We start from the raw sequence: 22,888 nt of genomic DNA on the forward strand, positions 1-22,888 counted from the left end.
ACTCGGCTTTTTAGTGATGTTATTATCTAGGAATGGGACCAACAGGACCGTATCCAGGTCCGTAGTATGTGTTATAAACAGGAGCACCGCCTCCATAGCCGGCACCAGGGTAGCCTCCTCCAGGAAATCCACCGCCGTAAAATGGAACTGGATAAGGATAAGGTGGTGGACAGCACCCAGGTCTGCCTCCAAAACCGCCAACAGCTAGTCCGCCAAGCAGCCCACCAGCTAAGCCAGCAACAAAAGGAAATCCAAAAAAGCGCTCGTCACCATTTGGAATATTACGATATCCTGTATAGGGATATTGATAGTACATAATTTAACCTCCTTGTCAGTTGTCTTTGTAGTGTATGGCTGAACGGAAGCTTTTGAGCCTGGTTTATTTCTTTAAGACTAGAATTAGGCGGTCATGATCAGCTAAAAAAAGACAAAAAACATAAAAACGCCCTTACGGGGCGTTTTTATGTTGATTGCAAGGTGAAAAGCGTAATTTCAGGCGTAGCTAAAAAACGAAAAGGAATGCGAGTGGTTCCTAAGCCTCTATTCACATAAAGCTTCATTTTAGAATCTCCAACTTCGTACATTCCTTCAGGGTAAACCGTCCCAAAGGGCGGTGTAATCAAAGGACCGTAAAAAGGAATTTGAATTTGGCCTCCATGACTATGGCCGGAGAGCTGAAGATCCACTGGAAAAGGAGCTGCTTTGACAGCAACGTCAGGTTCATGAATCATAGCAATAGAAAAAATGTCCGGCTGTAATTGCCCTAGCGTTCCTTCATATTGTGGGTTCCCAAGCATAATATCATCGAGTCCACAAATATGAATGTAGCTTTTATCGGGCATGGACACCGTGTCAACTTCATTTACTAAAAGTCTAAATCCTGCGTCTTCAATGGCTTGTTTGTAGATATTTGTTCCATATCCCCCGTGATCATGATTACCATATATAGCATATTTTCCAAGAGGAGCCTGAAGCCTCTGTAAAATCGGAGGAATTCTTTCTGGATGCGGGTATTCATTAGGTACATCCATTAAATCTCCGGTAAATAATATAATAGTAGGCTTCAAATTATTTATGGTCACCATAAGCTGTTCTAGTTGTAATAAATCATAAGAGAGTCCAAGATGAATATCACTAAATTGTAAAATTTTTATTCCGTTAAAGCTTTTCGGAATGTTTTTAGAAGTAATTGTATGACGAACAATTTGCAGACGTCTAGGCTCAATATATTTGGCATATGTATACCCAAAAGACGTGGTGAGCAAAGACCCTAACGAAATAGACGCTAGTCCTTTCAAAAAAGATCGTCTTGTATACGTCTTTTTCATGCAAAATCAACCTATTCCTTATAGTTTTCAAGTTTTCATTATAGCATTGTTTTTTTTATCATCACAACGAGAAGTCTGCTTTTAAGTTAAATGGATAAAAGTTTCACTTTATTCAGAAAAAATAGTAAAATGATAGTTGTAAAACACTTATGTTTTGGGGAGGAATATAAATTGAAGAACAAGGTCGTAATTGTTACTGGCGGTTCAAGCGGAATGGGAAAACATATGGCGAAGCGATTTGCAGAACAAGGTGCTCATGTGGTAATCACAGGTAGGTCAGCCGATCGATTACAAGAGACAGAAAATGAAATTAAAACGTTTGATGGACAGGTACTTTCAGTGGTAATGGATGTACGCAATCCAGAAGATGTAGAACGAATGGTTCAAGAAACGGACAAGGCATTTGGCCAAATTGATTTTTTAGTTAATAACGCTGCAGGCAATTTTATATGTGCAGCTGAAGACTTATCCATTAATGGATGGAACAGCGTAATTAATATCGTATTAAATGGTACATTTTATTGCAGTTCCGCAGTAGGGAAATATTGGATCGATAAAGGTACAAAAGGGGCCATTACAAACATTGTGGCTACATATGCATGGAATGCAGGAGCAGGTGTTATTCATTCAGCTTGTGCCAAGTCAGGAGTTTTAACCATGACGCGCACGCTCGCGGTAGAGTGGGGAAAGAAATATGGTATACGGGTAAATGCGATTGCACCGGGGCCGATCGAGCGAACAGGAGGAGCCGATAAATTATTTGAGTCAGAAAAAATGAAAGCGCGTACATTGAATTCTGTACCACTAGGACGCCTTGGAACTCCTGAGGAAATAGCAGGATTAGCCAGTTTCTTATTCTCCGATGAAGCATCTTATATCAATGGGGAATGCATCACAATGGACGGGGGACAGTGGCTAAATCAGCATCCTTTTTAAGGTTGGATACGCACTAAAAAGTACAAAGCAAACCGAGAAGGGCTAGCAAAATTATGCTATTCGTATTATACTAACGTAAAGTGAACAAGGAGAGGGGAGAGTTGAGTGGACCCGTTAGATGTATTAACAAACATAGAGAAAACTCTTCCGTATTATCAAGCAATTTTTAGTGCAGATGGACATAGAGTAATTGGCTATGAAGTGTTGGCGAGGTTTCAAAATGAAGGGGAAATTGAAAGTCTCGGCCCATTCTTTCATGATGATGCGATTCCGGATGAATATCGCATAGAAGTTGATTATGCTGTTTTAACGCAAGCGCTCGAGCATATGTTGACCCAGGAAGAACAATTTTTAATTTTTATTAATCAGAACCCTAATTTATTAATGAACGATCATGGAGAATCCTTGCTAGAATTATTGCAACTTTTCGAAAATAAAGGATTATCGCTTGATCGAATTGTTCTCGAAATTACAGAACACAATTTTAGTGGAGATTTGGAATCACTTCAACACTTACTAAAGTATTATCAAACATATGGTATTAAGATTGCAATTGATAATATAGGAAAAGAAAGTAGTAATCTAGACAGGATTGGGTTGCTTTCACCAGATATCTTAAAAGTAGATTTACATATTCTGAGACAAACGGACATGGCGCAGTCGTATCAAGACGTATTGTATTCTTTATCTCTGTTAGCAAGAAAAATGGGTGCTACGCTTCTATACGAAGATATAGAAGCCTCCTATCAGCTGCAATATGCATGGAGAAACGGAGGCAGGTATTTTCAAGGTTATTATTTACATAAGCCGGCTGCTGAACTTGTCGATCCGAACATCTTAAAGGATAAACTAAAGGAACGTTTTGAAATGTATATCGCTCACGAAAAGAAAAAGCTGCTTGCTGTTTACCAGCTGACAGAACGCTTTCAAGATAAAATGCAGCAGGTAATGACAAAGTGCAGAAAGTTAGAAACGTATGACGATATGCTGCCTGTTATTGCAGAAGAACTATCCAACGTGTGTTTTCGCCTTTACATCTGCGATGAAAATGGATTTCAAAAGTCTTCTAACTATGTAAAGAAAAACGAGGATTGGATTCTTGAACCTGAATATGTAAAGAAAAATTGGAGCTGGCGCCCATATTTTCTTGAGAATATTATTCGAATGAGCTATGAGAAAAAAGGCATATTATCAGATTTGTATAATGATATTGAAACAGGTGAGAATATCCGAACTTTTTCGTATCCGATTGATAATATGCACTATATATTCCTTGATATTTCATATTCTTTTTTATACGAAAGAGACGTTTTGTAGAGAATAAATAAGTTGAAGTTAAACCGGCAACCAGCAAAAGTGGTTGCCGTTTTTTTATGTTTTTTTAGAGGAGAACGACAGTCGGTTATAGAGATATGCATAGGTAAAGAAAATTTCGGAATTCTAATAAAAAAGAAGTTAAGGAGCTGATTTAATTTGAAGAAAATATGCTTACTTGTCTTTTTGCTGATTGTCTTGTACTCAGGAAAGTCTGTTCATGCAGAAGTATCAGGAGAGATTAGGCATGAAATCTTTATAAATTTGCAGGACGCTTATCAGGCTCAGCTAAGAGCTGCGTCTGCTCATACTAATCAAGACGCTGTTCGTGAGCTGAAATTGTTTTTAGATGATGAGTATGCATCTGTGTTTTTTAATGAGGCTCTCTTACAAAAAGCTCAAGGGTATGTCGGAGAGGGACCTGAATATTTAACACACTACATCCCTTTCTTTTCTTTCGATGAACAAACGAAGGTAGCTCTTCATTCCGACCAAAACAAAGCTTATGTCTATCAATTTTTTCCGGCTGTGCATAGTGAACGGGTAAAATACCAAGATCATTACGAAATGATCACGTTAGTAAAAAAACAAGGGAAATGGAAAGTGCAAAAGTCTATATATAGTAAGTAACACTCAAAATAGCCAAGAAAAGCTTATTTTGAGTGTTTCGGTTACCCGATGTTAAGAAGCTTCTCAAGCGCTTGAAGGTCAAATCCTCTGATAATTTCCTGGTCAACACGAATGGTCGGAGTGGAATAAGATTCTAACTCAGTAGTCATTCGTTTTCGAGCAGAAGCATCTTTAGATACGTCAAATTCTTTATAGGAAACGTGATGATGCTGTAAAAACTGTTTAACAATTTCGCAAGGTGGGCAAGCTGGTTGTGTGTACAACTCTATAGATCTCAATGAAAGCACCTCCCTATATTAAAATGAATGGTGTTAAAGTAGAATGAAGTTTTGTATGATACATAGTATATCGCTATGTTATTATAATAAAAAACGACATATATCGCTATAATAAGGCATTTTCTTATGAAAAATCACGTAAAGTACTTGTGTTTTTTTAGTATGTGGCATATAGTGAAATGGTGTCTTTTAAGTATTAGTTTAGATAAAGTATTTATTTGAATTGATATTGTAGAAAAGTCGAATGCGTAATGATGTAATAGGTGAAAGGAGAGATTATATGTCACAATTACAAGGTATTTTAACTCGTCTTGTGAATCTCCGTGAGCAAGCAAGTGGAAGTGAAGCGCCACAACGCTTCTTCGAAGTAGAGGGAAAAAGAATTTGCAGCGTGAAATATCATGCAAAAACTGAAACATACGAACTTGAAGTATATCAAGATGGTGAAAAGCCAGCCGTTTATCAATTTGATAACGTTGATATGATTGCAATTGAGATTTTTGAACTTATTCATTAAGGGATAAAGCAAAACGAATGCCGCAAAGGATTTTATACTTTGCGGCATTTTTTTGTTACTGCGTATGGAGTTTTTGCGGTGGCTTCTGTCCTATTTTCCCGAGAAATATCGACAAAGCGATAGCGGATTTTCTGATAAATGGAAGGAACGGGTCGAATGCTGTAAAAAAATCAAAATAAAAAATTCAGATAATTATGAACTTTCGTTGACACTTGTTTTAAAAGAATCTAGACTTAACATATAAGGGAAAACATCGAGTGTGTCTGCTTCTATTCCCTCTTAAAGGTTCGCATTTACGTAAGCAAGCTATTTTCATTTTGTAGCTTGTTCTTTTTCTCTTTACACGCGTGGAAGTTATGAGAAATGGAAGGAGAATGTATAAATGATTGATATTGATCACAATCAGTTAAATCAAATTGAACTTCGAGATTTGCTTGTCACTTCTGATAAAGTTGCTCATGTTCAAGTGGGAAATAATTTAGAACATGCTTTGCTCGTGTTAACAAAGACTGGCTATACGTCCATTCCCGTATTAAATCCAAGGTTTCAGCTGCAGGGGTTCGTGAGCATGACGCTTATTTTAGATTCGATTTTAGGATTAAAGCGCATTGAATTTGAACGATTAGAAACCATGAAAGTAGAAGAAGTTATGAATCAAAATGTCCCTCGTGTCTCCATGAAAAAATCTGTATTAAAAGTCATAAATGCCATGATTAACCATCCTTTTTTGTGCGTAGAGAATGAAGATGGCATTTTTGAAGGGATTTTAACACGAAGAAATTTGTTGAAGTCATTAAGGAGGCAGTCCATCATTCTCCCGAAAGAGTCATTTCAATAATTTTTTTAAGAAATCGTGTTTCAGCCTATCTTTCTCCGTTTTTTTCTTATATGATAAAGGTAAAATGAAAGTAAAAAGAGGCTTGAAAGGAATAACTGAATGCAATTAATAGAATGTCGAATGCTCGTTGTATTAGCTCAAGAATTAAATATGAGAAAAGCTGCAGAGAGATTATTTGTATCGCAACCAGCTTTATCACAGAGGCTGCAAACCATTGAAAAAGCATGGGATACACAAATCTTCATTCGTTCGCAAAAAGGACTGTCATTAACGCCTGCTGGAGAAAAGATTGTTCAATTTGCAAAAGAAGTGGTAGAAAAAGAAGATCGGGTTCGTGAGGACTTGCATCATTTAGATAATGAAGTATATGGTACACTCAAATTAGCGGTGGCTTCGATTATTGGACAGCACTGGCTGCCGGCGGTGTTAAAACGCTATATGGATCGCTACCCACATGCTAAAATCTCTCTTGTAACCGGCTGGAGCAGTGAAATGCTTCGCTATCTGTACGAAGATGAGGTACATATTGGAATCATACGCGGAAATCCGGATTGGAAAGGCGTCAAAGAACATTTATTTACAGATCCTCTTTACCTAGTTGATTCAGAAATTGAAAGGGCAGCGGAAGTAGTAAATACTCATCGACCATTTATTCAATTTAAAAGTGACTCAACGTATTATCAAGAAATTTTAGAATGGTGGCATCGAGAGTTTCATACTACACCGAAGCGTACGATTGTAGTGGATCAGATTGAGACGTGTAAGCAAATGGCTTTAAATGGTCTTGGCTTCGCTATTTTACCATCGATTGCTATTAAAGAAGCTGGAAGCCATATTCACCGGACGCCGCTTCTGAAAGCAAATGGAGAGCCAATTACGCGAGACACTTCTTTAGTTGGATATGAATCAGCGTTTAAACTGAAGCAAGTTCGAGCATTTGTTGATATTGTACGTGAATATGTAAGAGAAACGGTATAAAGCGAGCCTAGATGCTCGCTTTTTTTATTTGCAATCGTTATCTTTTTATTAAAACGATAATGATGCTTGTCATTGTGAAAGCATTTTGTTACATTAAATGAGACATTGCTTACTTAGGAGGAATACATAATGAAAATGATGGATGCTAATGAGATTATCTCATTTATTCAAAACAGCACAAAATCAACACCGGTAAAAGTTTACGTAAAAGGTGAAGTAGAAGGAATTGACTTTGGTTCATCTTCTAAAACATTCGTAACGGGAAACACAGGTGTAGTATTTGGTGAATGGAAAGAAATCAAAGCTGCTATTGAAGCAAACGAAGGAAAAATTGAAGACTACGTAATTGAAAACGATCGCCGCAACTCTGCGATTCCTTTATTAGATATGAAAGGAATTAAAGCTCGTATTGAGCCAGGCGCTATTATTCGCGATCAAGTTGAAATCGGCGACAACGCTGTTATTATGATGGGTGCATCTATTAACATCGGCTCTGTGATCGGTGAAGGAACAATGATCGACATGAACGTAGTACTTGGTGGTCGTGCGACAGTAGGTAAAAACTGTCACATCGGCGCAGGTTCTGTATTAGCTGGTGTTATTGAGCCACCTTCTGCAAAACCAGTTGTAGTAGAAGATGATGTAGTAATCGGTGCTAATGCTGTTGTTCTTGAAGGTGTAACAGTAGGTAAAGGTGCCGTAGTTGCTGCAGGTGCAATTGTGGTAGAAGATGTAGCTCCTTACACAGTAGTAGCAGGTACGCCGGCTCGCGTTATTAAAGAAATTGACGAAAAAACAAAGTCTAAAACAGAAATCAAGCAAGAATTGCGTCAATTAAACGAAGAATAAGAAAAACGATCAGTTTGCGCTTTTTCTTTGCTGAATTAATCGGTTTTAGCGATTGGGATACTGAATCCTTGAACGTATCATATGGACAAGTTGGAAGCGTGGGCAACCACGCTTTCTTCTTTATTTCGTGAGGAGGACATACACATGGCTGAAAATGAATTTGTGAAAATAAGAAGAGAGCTACATAAAATTCCTGAATTAGGGTTTCAAGAGGTGAAAACACAGCGTTTTTTGCTTGATTATATTAACACTCTTCCGCAAGAGCGCTTAGAAGTAAAGACGTGGAAAACAGGACTCTTTGTTAAAGTACATGGTACAAATCCAACTAAAACAATAGGCTACCGAGCAGATATTGACGGTCTTCCTATCACGGAAGAAACGAATTATTCTTTTCAATCACAGCATGAAGGACTCATGCATGCCTGCGGACATGATATGCATATGGCCATTGGATTAGGCGTACTGACTTACTTTGCTCAGCATGAAATCAAAGATAATGTACTGTTTATCTTTCAACCTGCAGAAGAAGGTCCAGGAGGAGCACAGCCAATGCTCCAAAGCGACATCATGAAAGAATGGCTGCCAGATTTCATCTTCGCCCTTCACGTAGCGCCTGAATATCCGGTTGGGTCGATTGCGCTGAAGGAAGGGTTACTATTTGCTAACACGTCTGAGCTATTTATTGATTTAAAAGGAAAAGGCGGCCATGCTGCTTATCCACATACAACAAATGATATGGTAGTTGCTGCATGTCAGCTCGTTTCACAGCTTCAAACTATTGTTGCTCGCAACGTTGATCCGCTAGACAGCGCTGTAATTACAGTAGGAAAAATTCAAGGCGGGACGGTTCAAAATATTATTGCGGAGAGAGCTCGCATAGAAGGAACCATTCGCACGCTATCTCCTGAATCAATGACGCGTGTTAAAGAACGAATTGAAGCGATTGTTAAAGGAGTAGAAGTAGGGTATCAGTGTGAAACAGCCATTGATTATGGCTGTATGTATCATCAAGTATATAATCACCATGAAGTCACCCGAGAGTTCATGGAATTTGCCGAAGCGCAAACGGACGTGGATGTCATTGAGTGTAAAGAAGCAATGACAGGAGAAGATTTTGGCTATATGCTAAAAGATATTCCTGGATTTATGTTTTGGCTTGGCGTTCAGTCTGAATATGGGCTTCATCATGCAAAGCTGCAGCCTCATGAAGGCGCAATAGATATTGCGATTTCACTTATTACAAAATATTTTGAACATAAAGGCAATCAATAAATCGTATAATCATTTTTCCTTATGGCTAAATTAATACCATGAGGAGGTGGGCAACGATGGCACGAATTGGTGTAGAATACGGTTTAACAGATGTACAAGCTGCACTTCAGCAGCTCGGACATGAAGTGGTACAATTACGCAACGAAAGTGATGCACAAGGGTGCGATTGCTGTGTTGTAACAGGACAGGATTCAAACGTAATGGGGATTTCTGATGCAGTAACGCAAGGCTCAGTTATTACAGCTAGCGGATTAACGGCAGAAGAAATTTGTCAGCAAGTAGGCAACAAGGTACAAGGATAAAAGAAAGCCGAAGGAATAAATCCTTCGGCTATTTTTTATGCATGCTGAGGCTGCTTGGCATCTTCAGGCTGCTTTTTATCAATATTTACTTGGTGAGGGAACGGAATATCAATACCGTTTGCGTCAAACGCTTCTTTAAACTCTTTGCGAAGCTGACGTTCAATCCCCCACTGTTCACCGTTTTTAGCTTTGCCAACTACACGAAGCACAACGTCCGATGCGCCTAGACCCTGAACTCCTATCACATTTGGTCCTTCTACAATGTTTTCATTTGTTGCAGCAACGCGCTCGCATACTTTTTCTAGTACGGAAATAGCTTTGTCAATATCATCATCATACGAAATGCCAATATCGATCAACGCGCGCATATTGCCTCGGGAATGATTGCTTAAGCTGGTAATTTCACGGTTAGGCACATAGTGTAGAGTTCCATCAAATCCGCGAATTTGAGTAGTACGAAGACCTACTGATTCGACAATTCCTGAAAAACTTCCGGTTGTTACATAGTCGTCAACATCAAGCTGTTTTTCAAGAAGTAAAAAGAAACCTGTTACAACGTCGCTAACCAGTCCTTGAGCACCGAACCCGATTGCTAGACCCACAACTCCGGCACCAGCTAATAGAGCTGTGGCATGGATATTTACTGCTTCAAGCAGCATAACGACAAAAATAAAAATAAGTACATATGAAAACACATTAACGGTTAAACTTTTGAGTGTGAGTATACGTCCGCGCGTAGCATTTTCGCGCTCGCTCATTTTTTCAAAGGAACGTTCAATAACTTTTTTACCAATTGCTCGTACAAGTAAAAATACAATGGTAATGGCAATGAGTTTTAACACAATAACTCCGGCATCGGTAAGAAGCTGTTCCCAGTTGATGTCTTGCATCTTAAACATTAGTTGTTCATCCTTCCTATGTTCTGTTTCAATATTAATAAGTGGGAATTTATTCTGTGGAAAAGATTTTGTAAGAGTATGAGCACATTTGTTTATTCCCGATATTAGACATGCTAAACTGAGAAGGTAAATAAATGCAACCCTTTTATAGCATTTTTTTGCTGAAGTCAGGGTTTAATTTGCCCTAAAGGCGGGCATAACAACTATGTTACCATTATAAGATGTTGTTTAAATTCATTCTTAATTAATATTGACTAAAAAAACAATATCCATTATAATGAAAACCGTTATAACAGTACATAAGTGAGAATGTTTTATACATTTTCTCATTTAATAATTATTTGGAGGGATCATGTATGCCAGAACGTATGGTAGGTAAACAAGCTCCACGCTTTGAAATGGAAGCTGTATTATCAAACAAAGAATTCGGTAAAGTTAGCTTAGAAGAAAATATTAAAAATGACAAATGGACAGTATTATTCTTCTATCCAATGGACTTTACATTTGTATGTCCAACAGAAATCACTGCACTTTCTGACCGTTATGATGAGTTTGAAGATCTTGACGCAGAAGTAATCGGTGTTTCTACAGACACAATCCATACACACTTAGCTTGGATCAACACTGATCGTAAAGATAATGGTTTAGGTGATCTTAAATATCCATTAGCAGCTGATACAAATCACGTTGTTTCTCGTGAGTACGGCGTTTTAATTGAAGAAGAAGGTGTAGCACTTCGCGGTTTATTCATCATCAGCCCAGAAGGCGAATTACAATATTCAGTTGTAAACCACAACAATATTGGCCGTGACGTTGATGAAACTTTACGTGTTCTTCAAGCGTTACAAACTGGCGGACTTTGCCCAGCTAACTGGAAACCAGGTCAAGCTACTTTAAACGCGTAAGCACAACGTTTAAAAGGTCTAACGTCCACGTTAGGCCTTTTTTTCATCGGATAATAAAGAACATATAGTTAATAATAGTGAAAATAAGGGAGGCTTTTATTCATGAAATTACGTCAGCCAATGCCTGAGTTAACGGGCGCTACAGAATGGTTAAACGGAGAGGTTACAAAAGAGCAGCTAATCGGCGAAAAGCCAACGCTTATTCATTTTTGGTCAGTAAGCTGTCATTTATGTAAAGAAGCAATGCCTCAAGTAAATGAATTTCGCGACCAATACAAGGATCAATTAAACGTAGTAGCAGTTCATATGCCGCGCTCTGAAGATGATTTAGACTTATCAAAAATTAAAGAAGTAGCAGCAGAACATGATATTACGCAGCCAATTTTTGTAGACAGTGAGCATAAATTAACGGATGCATTTGAAAATCAATATGTACCGGCATATTATGTATTTGACAAAACAGGTCAGCTACGCCACTTCCAAGCTGGTGGAAGCGGTATGAAAATGCTTGAAAAGCGCGTGAATCGTGTATTAGGCGAGAACGAATAAATACAGGCAGTTGTAACAGGTGAAAAGCATTCGATGCTTAGTAGAACTTGCATCGAATGTTTTTCTTTTTTGTGTGTAGGAAGTAACTGATAAAGGAAATATAAAAATGTGGATTTTTTCTTGTGAGTTTACACCATACTAACACTAACAACATGATACGAAACTTACTATTGGAGGTAATTTACATATGAAATTAGGTATGATTGGCTTAGGGAAAATGGGAGCAAACTTAGTATTGAATTTACTAGATCATAACCATTCTGTAGTAGCATTCGATGTGAACAACGAAGCCGTACAGAAAGTATCAGAAAAGGGAGCAGAAGGCGCTTCTTCCATTAAAGAATTAGTGAGCAAATTAGAAAAACCACGCATTGCTTGGGTCATGGTTCCGGCTGGAGAGCTCACAGAAAAAGTAATTTCTGAGCTCCAAGAACTACTTGAAGAAGGAGATATGATTATTGAAGGCGGTAATTCCAAGTATAAAGATTCTGTACGACGTGCTGCAGCTTCTGCTGAAAAAGGAATTCACTACTTTGATGTCGGAACAAGCGGCGGAATGGAAGGTGCCCGAAACGGTGCTTGTATGATGATTGGGGGAGATAAAGAAGCATTTGCTACAATCGAACCTATTTTCCGCGACATCAACGTAGAAAACGGCTATCTTTATTCAGGTGCAGCAGGAAGCGGCCACTTCTTGAAAATGGTTCATAACGGAATTGAGTACGGCATGATGCAAGCAATTGCTGAAGGTTTTGATGTGTTAGAGAAAAGTGAATTTGACTATGACTATGAAGCTGTAGCCCGCGTATGGAATAATGGCTCTGTTATTCGCTCATGGTTAATCGAATTAATGGAACGTGCATTTTCAAAAGATGCAAAACTTGACAGTATTAAAGGAGTTATGCATTCTTCCGGTGAAGGAAAATGGACGGTTGAATCAGCTTTAGATTTACAAGTGCCAACGCCAGTTATTGCTTTATCGTTAATGATGCGCTATCGTTCACTTGAAGACGATACGTTTACAGGTAAAGTAGTTGCCGCTCTTCGCAATGAGTTTGGCGGACATGCAGTAGAAAAACAATAAAAAAAGACACTGGGACAAACGTATTTTAGACGAAGTGAAAAACGAACCATTGATCAACATGTTTGATTAGTGGTTCGTTTTTTTGTTACAGTGAATAGTTTCGTCTGTTTAGATCTTTCTAGCAGTTGATAGGAGTGCAAGTGGGGCGCCCGCGGAAAGCAAAGTCTTGCAGGGAAATCAACTGCGGTATCACAAGCAGCTCAACTAATGTATTCCATTTGTTCGTCTTTAGATTGAATTCATTTAGTTATATCCCATCCTCTTTTTTATGACTATTTACCTTTTTTTGAAAAAATATCTAAAAATTATGGTAATTTATTTCGGGAACCGATATATTTAAATATGTGTGCCACATTTTAGCTAAAGGAAGGAAGGGGTATATGGAAACGTTTAAAAAACTAAAAGATTTTTATTTGCCGTACCGAATGTACTTTTTTTATTCTGCTATTTGCTTGTTGTTGGTAACCTCCATCACTGTGATTTACCCTATTGTGCTGCAATATACGATTGATCATATTGTGTTAGGAAAACAATATCAGCTAGTCGATAATGTAGCATTTATTTTTATTGGGCTGATGATTGTCAAAGGAATCTTTACATATATTCAGCAATATTACGGCGACTTATTTGGAATTAAGTCCGTGTATACTCTTCGCAATAAACTTTACCGCAAACTTCAGTATTTACCGTTTTCTTACTATGACAATGCTAAAACAGGGGACTTGATGTCTAGGTTGACAGCTGATGTAGAAGGATTTCGTTTTTTTCTATCTTTTGGCTTCTCAGAATTAATTCGCTTCGTTATTTTACTTACTGCCAGCTTTTCCGTTATGTTCTACTACTCTATTTCACTCACTCTTGTCACAATCTGCCTGCTGCCTTTTTTGGGAGTAGCTGTTTATCGTTTTGATAAACGCGTTCATCCAGCGTTTCGCTTAATTCGCCAATCGTTTGGGGAACTTAATACAAATGTTCAGGAAAATATAAGCGGCATACAAACGGTCAAGTCACTATCAAGAGAAAAATTTCAAACCTCTAAATTTAACGACTCCAACGGAGTTTATAAAAATCGAAACATTGAAACCGCGAATGTGTGGGCAACTTATTTCCCTTTAATGGAGTTTATAGGAAACTTATCCATTGTTGGTCTCCTTGCGTACGGAGGAGCGCTTGTTATGAACGGAAGCGTACGTCCGGGGGAGCTTGTTGCTTTCTTTAGCTTAACCTCTTATTTAATGTGGCCTATTATGAATCTAGGGTTTGTTATCAATATGTTTTCACAGTCTAAAGCTTCAGGTGAAAGGCTGCTAGAAATTTTAGAAGAAGAAGAAAAAGTCCATGAGCATGCCGGGAGTTTCTCTATTAATGGAACGGTCGAGTTTCAACATGTTAGCTTATCCTATCCAAACGAAGAAAAAAAGTCGCTTGAGAACATATCATTTTCTGCTTCTAAAGGAAAAGTAGTAGGTTTAATCGGAGCAACTGGAGCAGGCAAAACAAGCTTAACACAGCTGCTTACGAGGTTTTACGAACCGACTTCAGGACAAATCTTAGTTAATCATCTTCCGATTAAAGAGTATCCGCTCTCTGTTCTTCGGAAAGAAATTGGCTTTGTACTTCAAGAAACGTTTTTGTTCTCAAGCAGCATAGGAACCAACATTTCCTATGGAGTGCCAGGGATTTCTAGAGAAGACATTGTTGATGCTGCAAAACGAGCGCAGGCACACGACTTTATTATGGAGCTTCCTGATGGGTATGACACGATGCTGGGAGAGAGAGGACTGGGGTTATCAGGAGGACAAAAGCAGCGCATTGCGATTGCACGAGCGCTTATCTTAAACCCGAGCATCTTAGTATTAGATGATGCGACGAGTGCCGTTGATATGAAAACAGAAAGAGAAATTCAATTGGCTTTAAAAGAAGTGATGAAAAATCGTACTACGTTTATTATCGCACACCGCCTTTCTTCTTTGCGACATGCCGATGAAATTTTGGTTTTACATGAGGGTCAAATAAAAGAGAGAGGAAGCCATGAAACGCTCATTCAAAAGCAAGGGATTTATAAAAATATTTATGACATTCAATATGAAAGCAATACGTCGGTAATGAACGTATAACAAGGGAGGAATAGAATGGAAGCTCAAAAAAATAAAGTTGTGCGAGAGCGCTTTTATTATCAAACAGATCAAATCATTGATAAGATGTTTAACTGGAAGCAAATGGCCCGCTTGTTTCGTTATCTTCATCCATACCGAAAAAACTTGCTTCCTTTCTCGTTTCTTATGGTCATTATCACGACGGTCATTAGACTCGCTATTCCTATTTTGATAGGTGTCTATACGCTTGATCACGCTGTAAAAGATAAGAATAGCACGCTGCTCATGCAGTTAGTTTTCATAATCTTTAGCTTGTATGTCCTCTCTTATATTTCGAATGTTTTTCGAATTAAATGGATGAACCAACTCGGGCAGCACGTTATATATGATTTAAGAAAACATTTATTTACGCATGTTCAAGGGCTGTCGCACCGGTTTTTTGATACGCGTTCAGGAGGCTCTATTCTTGTAAGGATTATGAATGATATTAACTCTCTTCAAGATTTATTTACCAACGGGGTAGTTAACCTGTTTATGGACCTCTTATTGTTATTTGGGATTGTAGTTATCTTATTTTCTCTCAGTCCTGCTTTGACATGTGCTGTTTTAGTCATTTTACCGATTATGTTCTTGATTTCCACAAAGCTGAGAAGAAGAATTCGTCGGTCATGGCAAGTTGTTCGTATGAAGCAGTCAGTATTAAATTCACATTTAAATGAGAGTATTCAAGGCATTCGCGTCACTCAATCATTTGCTCAAGAACAAGAAAATATGCTGTTTTTCGAGCGCATAAACAGTGAAAATTACGAGAGCTGGAGGCAAGCTACTCGAAAAAATGCCATGTTTCGACCGTTTGTAGAACTCACAAATGCTGTCGGAACGGCTATTTTAATTTGGTTCGGTGCCGCACTTATTCAAGATGAACGGCTAACAATTGGTATTTTTGTATCATTTGCTTTTTATCTTGGAATGTTTTGGGAACCGATTTCTCGTTTAGGGCAAGTGTATAATCAATTATTAATGGGAATGGCTTCATCCGAGCGTATTTTTGAATTTCTAGATGAAAAACCTCTCGTCACAGATTTGGAAACCGCTACGTCTTTAGACGGTATGAAGGGAAAAGTCGAGTTCAAGCACGTCTCATTTTCTTATGATGGGAAGCGGAAAGCTCTCAACAACGTATCAATTGACATAAAAGAAGGCCAGACGGTTGCTTTAGTGGGGCATACTGGATCTGGAAAAACGTCCATTGCTAATTTAATCACCCGTTTTTATGATGTGAACGAAGGGCAGATTTTAATTGATAATATGCCTATTCAAGATATTACGTTAGCAAGTTTACGGGCGCAAATTAGTATTGTGCTGCAAGAAACCTTTATCTTTTCAGGAACCATTATGGAAAACATACGGTTTGGAAAACCGGATGCTACTGATGATGAAGTGATTAAGGCCGCAAAAGCGGTAGGAGCTGCAGATTTTATAAAGCGTCTGAAAAAAGGCTATGATACGGAAGTAGAAGAACGAGGAAACGTCTTATCCGTGGGAGAGCGTCAACTGATTTCATTTGCTCGAACGCTGTTGGCTGATCCTCGTATTATCATTTTAGATGAAGCGACAGCAAGCATCGATACGGAAACAGAAGTGAAGATTCAACAGGCGCTTAAAACGCTGTTAAAAGACAGAACTGCCATCATGATTGCTCATCGGTTATCTACTATACGAGAGGCAGATAACATCATTGTATTAGATCACGGAAGCATTATTGAAACAGGGAATCACAGGGAACTAATGCAGCAAAAAGGCGTATATTATTACCTTGTTCAAACCCATGCTACAGCTTAAAAAAAACAGAGGGAGCTAATCCTTCTGTTTTTCTATGAGTGTGAGAAATGGTAAAGAGGTATAAGTGTTAAAGGGAAAATGAGGTTGATGCAAAAGAATTGTGGTAAAATAACGGTAGTTCAGATTTTTTCCTGTACATAATGGAGGAATTCAAATGAAAAAAGAATTTGCAGTCATCGGATTAGGTAGATTTGGAGGAAGCATTTGTAAAACATTAAGCGATCAAGGAATGGAAGTTCTGGCGATTGATATTGATGAAGAAAAGGTAAATGAGTATGCTAACGTTGCTTCGCATGCAGTAGTAGGCGATTCAATGGATGAAGGGGTTCTAAAAAGTTTAGGAATTCGTAATTTTGATCACGTTATCGTAGCTATTGGTGACAATATTCAGGCAAGTATTTTGACGACCCTTATTTTAAAAGAGCTGGGCGTTGAAAAAATAACGGTAAAAGCGCAAAATGACTATCATGCCAAAGTATTATCAAAAATTGGCGCCAATTTTATCGTGCATCCCGAACGAGATATGGGACGAAGAATTGCCAATAACATGATTTCAAACAGCGTGCTGGATTATTTAGAGCTATCTGAAGAACACAGTATTGTCGAATTAGTAGCGAGTAAAAGAATGGCTGGCAATACGCTGATTGAGTTAGACATTCGTGCGAAATATGGCATTAACATTGTAGCCATTAAGCGTGATCGAGATATCATCGTTTCTCCTCAGGCGTCCGAAACGATTCAAGAAGGGGACGTGTTGATTGTTATTGGAGCAGATGCAGATATCAACCGCTTCGAAAATAAATTTGCCAGTGCTTAATAAAAAAGAGCAGATGCAATTGCATCTGCTCTTTTTCTTTTATTAAACCTCCATAATGATTGGTAAAATCATTGGACGGCGCTTTGTTTTTTCGTAAAGGAATGGAGCCAATGTGTCTGTGATTTCATTTTTAATCTCAGACCATTGTGACGTACGACGTTCCATCACTTTGTTCAAGTGTTTTGTGATAAGAGACTGTGCATCATTGATTAAGTCACCAGATTCGCGCATATAAACAAAACCACGAGAGATAATGTCTGGACCAGCAGCGATCTTGAAGTCTTTCATATTGATGCTTACAACGACAATAACAAGACCTTCTTCAGATAAAATGCGGCGGTCACGAAGTACGATATTTCCAATGTCACCAATTCCGCTTCCGTCAATATATACAGAGCCTGAAGGGATTTTGCCGGCTACTGAAGCTTCGCTGTCGCTTAAAGCTAGCACCTCTCCATTATCCATAATGAAGCAGTTTTCTTCAGGAACTCCACAGTCTGTTGCAAGTTTGATGTGCATTTTCTGCATGCGATACTCACCGTGAATTGGCATAAAGTATTTTGGTTTCATCAAACGAAGCATTAATTTTTGCTCTTCCTGTCCACCGTGTCCAGAAGTATGGATATCGTTTAGAGCACCATGAATAACCTCTGCTCCTGCACGGAATAGCATATCAATTGTTTTGCTAACACTTACTGTATTTCCTGGAATAGGTGAAGATGAGAATACAACCGTATCTCCAGGGATAATTTGAATTTGGCGGTGAGTACCATTTGCAATTCTAGATAGCGCTGCCATCGGTTCACCTTGGCTGCCTGTACATAAAATAGTCACGCGGTTAGCTGGAATTCGGTTAATTTGAGAAGGCTCAATGAACGTATCTTTTGGACATGAAATATATCCAAGCTGTTGGCCAATCTCAATAGCTGCTTCCATACTGCGTCCAAATACAGCAACTTTACGGTTATGCAATACGGCTGCTTCCACTACTTGCTGTAAGCGGTGAATATTTGAAGCAAACGTTGCAAAAATAATACGGCCGTCTACTTTACGGAAAATGTCATGAATGCTGTCACCTACGCGTCGCTCAGACATCGTAAAGTTAGGAATTTCACTGTTTGTACTGTCTGAAAGCAAGCATAGAACGCCTTCTTTACCGATTTCAGCCATTTTTGTTAAGTTAGCCGGTTCGCCCACTGGTGTAAAATCAAACTTGAAATCTCCTGTATGTACGATTTGTCCGTTTGGTGTTTTTACCACAATTCCGTAAGAATCAGGAATACTGTGAGTTGTACGGAAGAACGTTACCGATGTTTTACGGAATTTAATTACGTCATCTTCAGTAATTTCATGAAGCTGAGCTGTGCGAAGCAACCCATGCTCGTCTAATTTGTTGCGAAGAAGCCCAAGGGCTAATTTCCCTGCATAAATAGGAATGTTTAATTCTCTTAATAAGTAAGGAATTCCGCCGATGTGATCTTCATGACCATGTGTAACGAAAAGGCCACGGATTTTATCTGCATTTTTTACTAAATAACTGTAGTCAGGAATAACGTAGTCAATTCCTAAAAGCTCGTCTTCAGGGAATTTAATTCCTGCATCAATAAGAATAATTTCATCTTGAAACTGTACGGCATACGTATTTTTACCGATTTCGCCTAGTCCACCCAGGGCGAAAACTGCCGTTTGATTATTTTTTACAAATTTCATTTTCATCATATCTCCAATACTTTAAAATCTTCATGCTGTTGTTCATATTCTAGATAGTCTCCAGTCACTGCTTGAACAAACTCAATATTAATTGAACGCGCTTTTAGCTTTTTACGAACGTCACGCTCAGAATCTGCGTTCACATACACTGTTTTTGTATTTTCACGTACAGCTACTTCACTCATTTTTTCTTGAAAATAAACTTTAAAAATCATAACAAAAATCTCTCCTTAATTCCGAAATTCAAATAACTTATTTTATTATATTATAAAATGTGTATGTATTTCATGTATTTTCTAAAGAAACTTGCTTTCACTACATTTTAGTCATCTAAATATAACAAGTCAATTAATTATAGAATAATATTAATAGGAAACGGATACAAGACTATATTTTCCGGGCGTATAAAAAATAAGGGCTATTCCATTGTACGATGCAGACACACACTCTGCAAATTTTACAACAGAAAGCCCTAAAAAAATCGATTATGCCATCGTTTTTTTACGCAATAATTCATTCCAGCGTTTTAGCAGCCTTTTTCGAAAATCTTTTAACATGATTTTTCAGCTCCTTTGTTTTTTTTGCGATACCTGCCTGTCTCTCTCTGTACTTTTATTATATGATGAAAAGGGAGAGGTTTCTCGTGGTTAAATATGGAAAAGTTGTAAATAGGACCGTCCATTTATAGAGAAACTAGTGCTCGTTTGATATAATTGGAAAGGCTTAACAAAGAGATAAAAAATTATAAAAAATAAGGTGATAAACGTGGAACGAAAGATTATTTTTTTTGATATTGATGGAACGTTATTGGATCATGATAAAAAACTGCCTGCTTCTACAAAAAAAGCTGTCCAGCTGTTAAAAGAGCAGGGGCATGAAGTGGCAATTGCAACTGGAAGGGCTCCTTTTATGTTTAAAGATCTGCGTGAAGAGTTGGATATTCAAACATATATTAGCTTTAATGGTCAGTACATTGTTTTAAATGGAGAAGTTCTTTACAAAAACCCGTTAAATAAAGAAGAGCTTCAAGATTTAACAGCTTTTGCTGTTGAGCATGATCACCCTGTCGTATACATGGATCATGAAGATATGAAATCAAACATTGAATTTCATGATTATATCGAATCCAGCATCAGCACGCTGAAAATTGGATTTACCCACCCTCACCACGACCCTACTTATTTCAAAGGGCGTGAAATTTATCAATCCCTCTTATTCTGTACAGCGGGAGAAGAAGCTCCTTATGAAGAAAAATTTAAGAAATTTGACTTTATTCGCTGGCATGAATTTTCAACTGATGTTCTGCCAAAAGGTGGATCAAAAGCACGAGGAATTGAGACCATGATTGAAAAGCTTGGCTTTGACAAAAAAGATGTATATGCATTCGGAGACGGCTTAAACGATATCGAAATGCTGGAATTTGTCGGAAATGGCGTAGCGATGGGGAATGCGGAAGAAGTCGTGAAAGAAGTTGCTAATCTTGTTACAAAAGATGTAGCAGAAGATGGTATTCTTCACGGATTAGAGCTAGTAGGATTATTAAAGTAAGAAAAACGCGAGCTCTAGCTCGCGTTTTTTAGCGTTCATATGGAAAAGCATTTTCAGGTTCTTGAAATGGATTTTCTTTATTAATGTAATCATAAAACATAATTCCGTCTAAATGATCAATTTCGTGCTGAAATACGACAGCAGGAAGGCCTTTCAAACGAATTTTCACTTCTTCGCCTTCAAGCGTTGTGCCTTTTACTGTGATACGTGCATATCGAGGAACAAATCCTGGGATATCTTGATCGACAGACAAGCAGCCTTCACCGCCTGTAAGGTATGTCTTTTCTACTGAGTGGCTAATGATCTTAGGATTAAATAATGCATAGCTGTATAGCTTGCCTTTTTCATCCGTAACGTGTACCCCAATCATTCGTTTTGATACATTAATTTGAGGAGCGGCAAGCCCAATACCAGATCGCAGTCCATATTTAGCAGCAATTTCAGGATCTTGGCTGTTTTTTACATATTCTAATAAGCTATGTAAAATCTTTTTATCTTCTTCAGAAGCAGGTAACGGTACTTCTTTTGCTACTTCTCGCAGCGTTGGGTGTCCGTCTTGAATAATATCGTTCATTGTAATCAACTTTCACATCTCCCTAGGCTATTTTATAGGTATAAAGTGTACCAAATCCGTATAAAAAAGTCATTACCTCGACCTTGACCACATAAATGTTTCTACTAATTATATGTATCACACATATGGAAAAACATGCATAAGAAAAAAWAAAAGCGACCGTTAGCCGCTTTTATTGTATAATTACCAGCCGCCACAGCTGCAGCCGATAATAACTAATAAAATGAACAGTACGATTAATAACACAAAACCTTTATTAGAACCGCCACAGCCATATCCACCATAACCCAACATAATGTAACCTCCCGTAGTTATCAATCCCAAGGTAAAAAGTAATAAACTCCCTTTTTTTCACGATTGGGTTAGTATAATATATTAAAAGGTGGTAAAAGGGTGTAGATAAATTGCTAATTTCCTACAAAAATTGTATAATGACCCATGAATAAGGGAGGATTTACCAGATATGAAATGCGTCGGAAGATATATAGTTATCGGCATTGCTGCTATGTCACTAGCAGGCTGTGCAGAGGGCTCATCGCCTGAGCTTGAGGTATACAATGGATTAGAAAAAGTGGTAGCGCAAGAAAAGCAATTTGCTGATCAGCAAAAACCGTTAGCTGATTTAGAACAGCAAGAAAATGCGATATACGACCAAATTATTGAGCTAGGGATTAAAGATAAAAAGAAAATAAAAAATAAAGCACAAAAAGCGCAGCATTTATTAGATGAGCGTGAAAATAAATTACAAAAAGAAGAAAAAAGCATCAGCGCTTCGCAAAAACAGTTTGAAGCGACAGAGCCAAAGATCCAAAAGCTAGAAGATGGCAAAGCAAAAGAAGAGGCGCTTGAACTATCTTCGTTAATGAAGAAGCGTTATAAGGCCTACCAGTCCTTACATGATGCCTATCTTCATTCCATTGAATTAGATCGTCAGCTATATACGCTCTTTGAAAAAGACAATGTGAAATTAGAGAACCTTGAAACACAAATCGCTTCGATCAACGCTACTTATAAAGAAGTTGAAAAGAAAAAAGAAACGTTTAACACATTAACAGCTGACTATAACAAAGCCAAAGAGGATTTTTATAATAAAACAAAGTTAAAGGTGAAAAATAGCGAGGATAAATAAGAAGGCCTGTGAAGTTTACAGGTCTTTTTTTTTGGCTGAAAAGGAAGGTTTTCTGAAATAAAGAAAGAGTTTCGACATGATTCAAGTAAAAATTACAAAAGGTTATTGTTTTAAAAATTCGTTTATTTGTGGCAAGATAGGAGATGTGCAGACGTAAAAAAAGAGAAGGTTATTATAAAACATATAATACAGTTTGTGTCTGTGTAATAGTACAGCATGTCTTTTTTATGTGTTTTATTTCACAAACTAAAAAAGCGTAATTTCTTGATGTAAATGCATTGACGAACTGTTTTAGTGTATTGTAAACTAGGTAGCGTAGTAAGTGTTGTATTAATCATTTTTGCAAAATAATTAATACAGTTTAACGAAACGCTCGTTTCGCTTAAACTTTCCTTTTACGTAAATGTTTGCACAGAATTCGCTGGGGAATACATAGAAATGTTAAGGATTAGCGAATTCAAAAAGCTACTCGACAAAATATGACTTTTACTTG

At 37.9% G+C, this 22,888-nt stretch carries 25 protein-coding genes; 17 read left to right on the top strand and 8 right to left on the bottom strand.

Annotated elements, in window-relative coordinates:
• Nucleotides 1–22 precede the first annotated feature (22 nt).
• Both AC1D0Y_RS09125 and AC1D0Y_RS09130 read right to left on the bottom strand, forming a co-directional pair.
• A complete protein-coding gene (locus AC1D0Y_RS09125) occupies nt 23–316 on the bottom strand; it encodes a hypothetical protein (RefSeq protein ID WP_013082274.1) in 294 nt (97 codons plus the stop codon).
• A gap of 145 nt (nt 317–461) precedes the next feature.
• A complete protein-coding gene (locus AC1D0Y_RS09130; protein WP_013082275.1) occupies nt 462–1,328 on the bottom strand; it encodes a metallophosphoesterase in 867 nt (288 codons plus the stop codon).
• Nucleotides 1,329–1,499: 171 nt separating this feature from the next.
• On the opposite strand from AC1D0Y_RS09130, the gene fadH reads away from it, so the two are divergent.
• The 3 genes from fadH (at nt 1,500) to AC1D0Y_RS09145 (ending at nt 4,208) form a co-directional block, all read left to right on the top strand.
• Entirely contained in the window at nt 1,500–2,264 is a 765-nt protein-coding gene (gene fadH, locus AC1D0Y_RS09135) for a 2,4-dienoyl-CoA reductase (RefSeq protein WP_028407931.1), read from the top strand.
• A gap of 105 nt (nt 2,265–2,369) precedes the next feature.
• Nucleotides 2,370–3,581 (top strand): EAL domain-containing protein, encoded by a 1,212-nt coding sequence (locus tag AC1D0Y_RS09140; RefSeq protein ID WP_013056032.1) that lies wholly within the window; start codon nt 2,370–2,372, stop codon nt 3,579–3,581.
• Nucleotides 3,582–3,737: 156 nt separating this feature from the next.
• Entirely contained in the window at nt 3,738–4,208 is a 471-nt protein-coding gene (locus AC1D0Y_RS09145; RefSeq protein WP_477707515.1) for a DUF3993 domain-containing protein, read from the top strand.
• 41 nt (nt 4,209–4,249) lie between these two features.
• On the opposite strand, the gene AC1D0Y_RS09150 is transcribed toward AC1D0Y_RS09145, so the two are convergent.
• Nucleotides 4,250–4,486, bottom strand: coding sequence for a glutaredoxin domain-containing protein (locus AC1D0Y_RS09150; protein ID WP_013056034.1), 237 nt, complete (start codon nt 4,484–4,486; stop codon nt 4,250–4,252).
• A 280-nt stretch (nt 4,487–4,766) separates the two neighbouring features.
• On the opposite strand from AC1D0Y_RS09150, the gene AC1D0Y_RS09155 reads away from it, so the two are divergent.
• The 6 genes from AC1D0Y_RS09155 (at nt 4,767) to AC1D0Y_RS09180 (ending at nt 9,242) form a co-directional block, all read left to right on the top strand.
• The gene (locus AC1D0Y_RS09155) at nt 4,767–5,003 is read left to right on the top strand and encodes a YkuJ family protein (protein ID WP_013056035.1); all 237 of its coding nucleotides are present in this window, start codon (nt 4,767–4,769) and stop codon (nt 5,001–5,003) included.
• Nucleotides 5,004–5,385: 382 nt separating this feature from the next.
• Nucleotides 5,386–5,841 (top strand): cyclic-di-AMP-binding protein CbpB, encoded by a 456-nt coding sequence (gene cbpB, locus AC1D0Y_RS09160; protein WP_013056036.1) that lies wholly within the window; start codon nt 5,386–5,388, stop codon nt 5,839–5,841.
• A gap of 99 nt (nt 5,842–5,940) precedes the next feature.
• Entirely contained in the window at nt 5,941–6,819 is an 879-nt protein-coding gene (locus AC1D0Y_RS09165; RefSeq protein ID WP_013056037.1) for a LysR family transcriptional regulator, read from the top strand.
• Between the two features lie 129 nt (nt 6,820–6,948).
• Nucleotides 6,949–7,668 carry a 2,3,4,5-tetrahydropyridine-2,6-dicarboxylate N-acetyltransferase gene (dapD, locus tag AC1D0Y_RS09170; protein WP_013082280.1) on the top strand — a complete coding sequence of 240 codons (720 nt, stop codon included), beginning with the start codon at nt 6,949–6,951 and terminating at the stop codon, nt 7,666–7,668.
• A 144-nt stretch (nt 7,669–7,812) separates the two neighbouring features.
• A complete protein-coding gene (locus AC1D0Y_RS09175; protein ID WP_028407934.1) occupies nt 7,813–8,940 on the top strand; it encodes an N-acetyldiaminopimelate deacetylase in 1,128 nt (375 codons plus the stop codon).
• A 56-nt stretch (nt 8,941–8,996) separates the two neighbouring features.
• The gene (locus AC1D0Y_RS09180; protein ID WP_013056040.1) at nt 8,997–9,242 is read left to right on the top strand and encodes a YkuS family protein; all 246 of its coding nucleotides are present in this window, start codon (nt 8,997–8,999) and stop codon (nt 9,240–9,242) included.
• Nucleotides 9,243–9,277: 35 nt separating this feature from the next.
• On the opposite strand, the gene AC1D0Y_RS09185 is transcribed toward AC1D0Y_RS09180, so the two are convergent.
• Nucleotides 9,278–10,141, bottom strand: a complete 864-nt coding sequence (locus AC1D0Y_RS09185) for a mechanosensitive ion channel family protein (protein ID WP_477707516.1) — start codon at nt 10,139–10,141, stop codon at nt 9,278–9,280.
• A 356-nt stretch (nt 10,142–10,497) separates the two neighbouring features.
• Here AC1D0Y_RS09185 and AC1D0Y_RS09190 point away from each other — a divergent pair, with 356 nt between their 5' ends.
• From AC1D0Y_RS09190 to AC1D0Y_RS09215, 6 genes are all read left to right on the top strand, one after another.
• A complete protein-coding gene (locus AC1D0Y_RS09190; RefSeq protein WP_014461006.1) occupies nt 10,498–11,046 on the top strand; it encodes a peroxiredoxin in 549 nt (182 codons plus the stop codon).
• Between the two features lie 102 nt (nt 11,047–11,148).
• Entirely contained in the window at nt 11,149–11,595 is a 447-nt protein-coding gene (locus tag AC1D0Y_RS09195) for a redoxin domain-containing protein (RefSeq protein ID WP_013056043.1), read from the top strand.
• Between the two features lie 187 nt (nt 11,596–11,782).
• Nucleotides 11,783–12,679 (top strand): phosphogluconate dehydrogenase (NAD(+)-dependent, decarboxylating), encoded by an 897-nt coding sequence (gene gnd / locus AC1D0Y_RS09200; protein WP_014461004.1) that lies wholly within the window; start codon nt 11,783–11,785, stop codon nt 12,677–12,679.
• Nucleotides 12,680–13,059: 380 nt separating this feature from the next.
• Nucleotides 13,060–14,796, top strand: a complete 1,737-nt coding sequence (locus AC1D0Y_RS09205) for an ABC transporter ATP-binding protein (protein ID WP_028407937.1) — start codon at nt 13,060–13,062, stop codon at nt 14,794–14,796.
• A 15-nt stretch (nt 14,797–14,811) separates the two neighbouring features.
• Nucleotides 14,812–16,617 carry an ABC transporter ATP-binding protein gene (locus tag AC1D0Y_RS09210; protein ID WP_477707517.1) on the top strand — a complete coding sequence of 602 codons (1,806 nt, stop codon included), beginning with the start codon at nt 14,812–14,814 and terminating at the stop codon, nt 16,615–16,617.
• Nucleotides 16,618–16,771: 154 nt separating this feature from the next.
• Nucleotides 16,772–17,434 (top strand): potassium channel family protein, encoded by a 663-nt coding sequence (locus AC1D0Y_RS09215; RefSeq protein ID WP_013056047.1) that lies wholly within the window; start codon nt 16,772–16,774, stop codon nt 17,432–17,434.
• 42 nt (nt 17,435–17,476) lie between these two features.
• Here the strand turns inward: AC1D0Y_RS09215 and rnjA are convergent, their stop codons facing one another.
• Together rnjA and AC1D0Y_RS09225 are read right to left on the bottom strand one after the other, a co-directional pair.
• Nucleotides 17,477–19,144 (bottom strand): ribonuclease J1, encoded by a 1,668-nt coding sequence (gene rnjA / locus AC1D0Y_RS09220; protein ID WP_013056048.1) that lies wholly within the window; start codon nt 19,142–19,144, stop codon nt 17,477–17,479.
• A 5-nt stretch (nt 19,145–19,149) separates the two neighbouring features.
• Nucleotides 19,150–19,359, bottom strand: coding sequence for a DNA-dependent RNA polymerase subunit epsilon (locus AC1D0Y_RS09225; RefSeq protein ID WP_013056049.1), 210 nt, complete (start codon nt 19,357–19,359; stop codon nt 19,150–19,152).
• 550 nt (nt 19,360–19,909) lie between these two features.
• On the opposite strand from AC1D0Y_RS09225, the gene AC1D0Y_RS09230 reads away from it, so the two are divergent.
• The gene (locus tag AC1D0Y_RS09230) at nt 19,910–20,692 is read left to right on the top strand and encodes a Cof-type HAD-IIB family hydrolase (RefSeq protein ID WP_028407939.1); all 783 of its coding nucleotides are present in this window, start codon (nt 19,910–19,912) and stop codon (nt 20,690–20,692) included.
• A gap of 28 nt (nt 20,693–20,720) precedes the next feature.
• On the opposite strand, the gene def is transcribed toward AC1D0Y_RS09230, so the two are convergent.
• Both def and AC1D0Y_RS09240 read right to left on the bottom strand, forming a co-directional pair.
• A complete protein-coding gene (def, locus tag AC1D0Y_RS09235; RefSeq protein ID WP_013056051.1) occupies nt 20,721–21,275 on the bottom strand; it encodes a peptide deformylase in 555 nt (184 codons plus the stop codon).
• A 174-nt stretch (nt 21,276–21,449) separates the two neighbouring features.
• Complete coding sequence (locus AC1D0Y_RS09240; protein ID WP_016763434.1) at nt 21,450–21,560, bottom strand: YjcZ family sporulation protein; 111 nt, start codon at nt 21,558–21,560, stop codon at nt 21,450–21,452.
• A gap of 169 nt (nt 21,561–21,729) precedes the next feature.
• Between AC1D0Y_RS09240 and AC1D0Y_RS09245 the strand changes: the two genes are divergently transcribed.
• A complete protein-coding gene (locus AC1D0Y_RS09245) occupies nt 21,730–22,395 on the top strand; it encodes a YkyA family protein (protein ID WP_098333598.1) in 666 nt (221 codons plus the stop codon).
• The last annotated feature ends 493 nt before the right edge of the window (nt 22,396–22,888 follow it).

The sequence above is a fragment of the Priestia sp. P1_B12_1 genome (genome assembly GCF_056406695.1).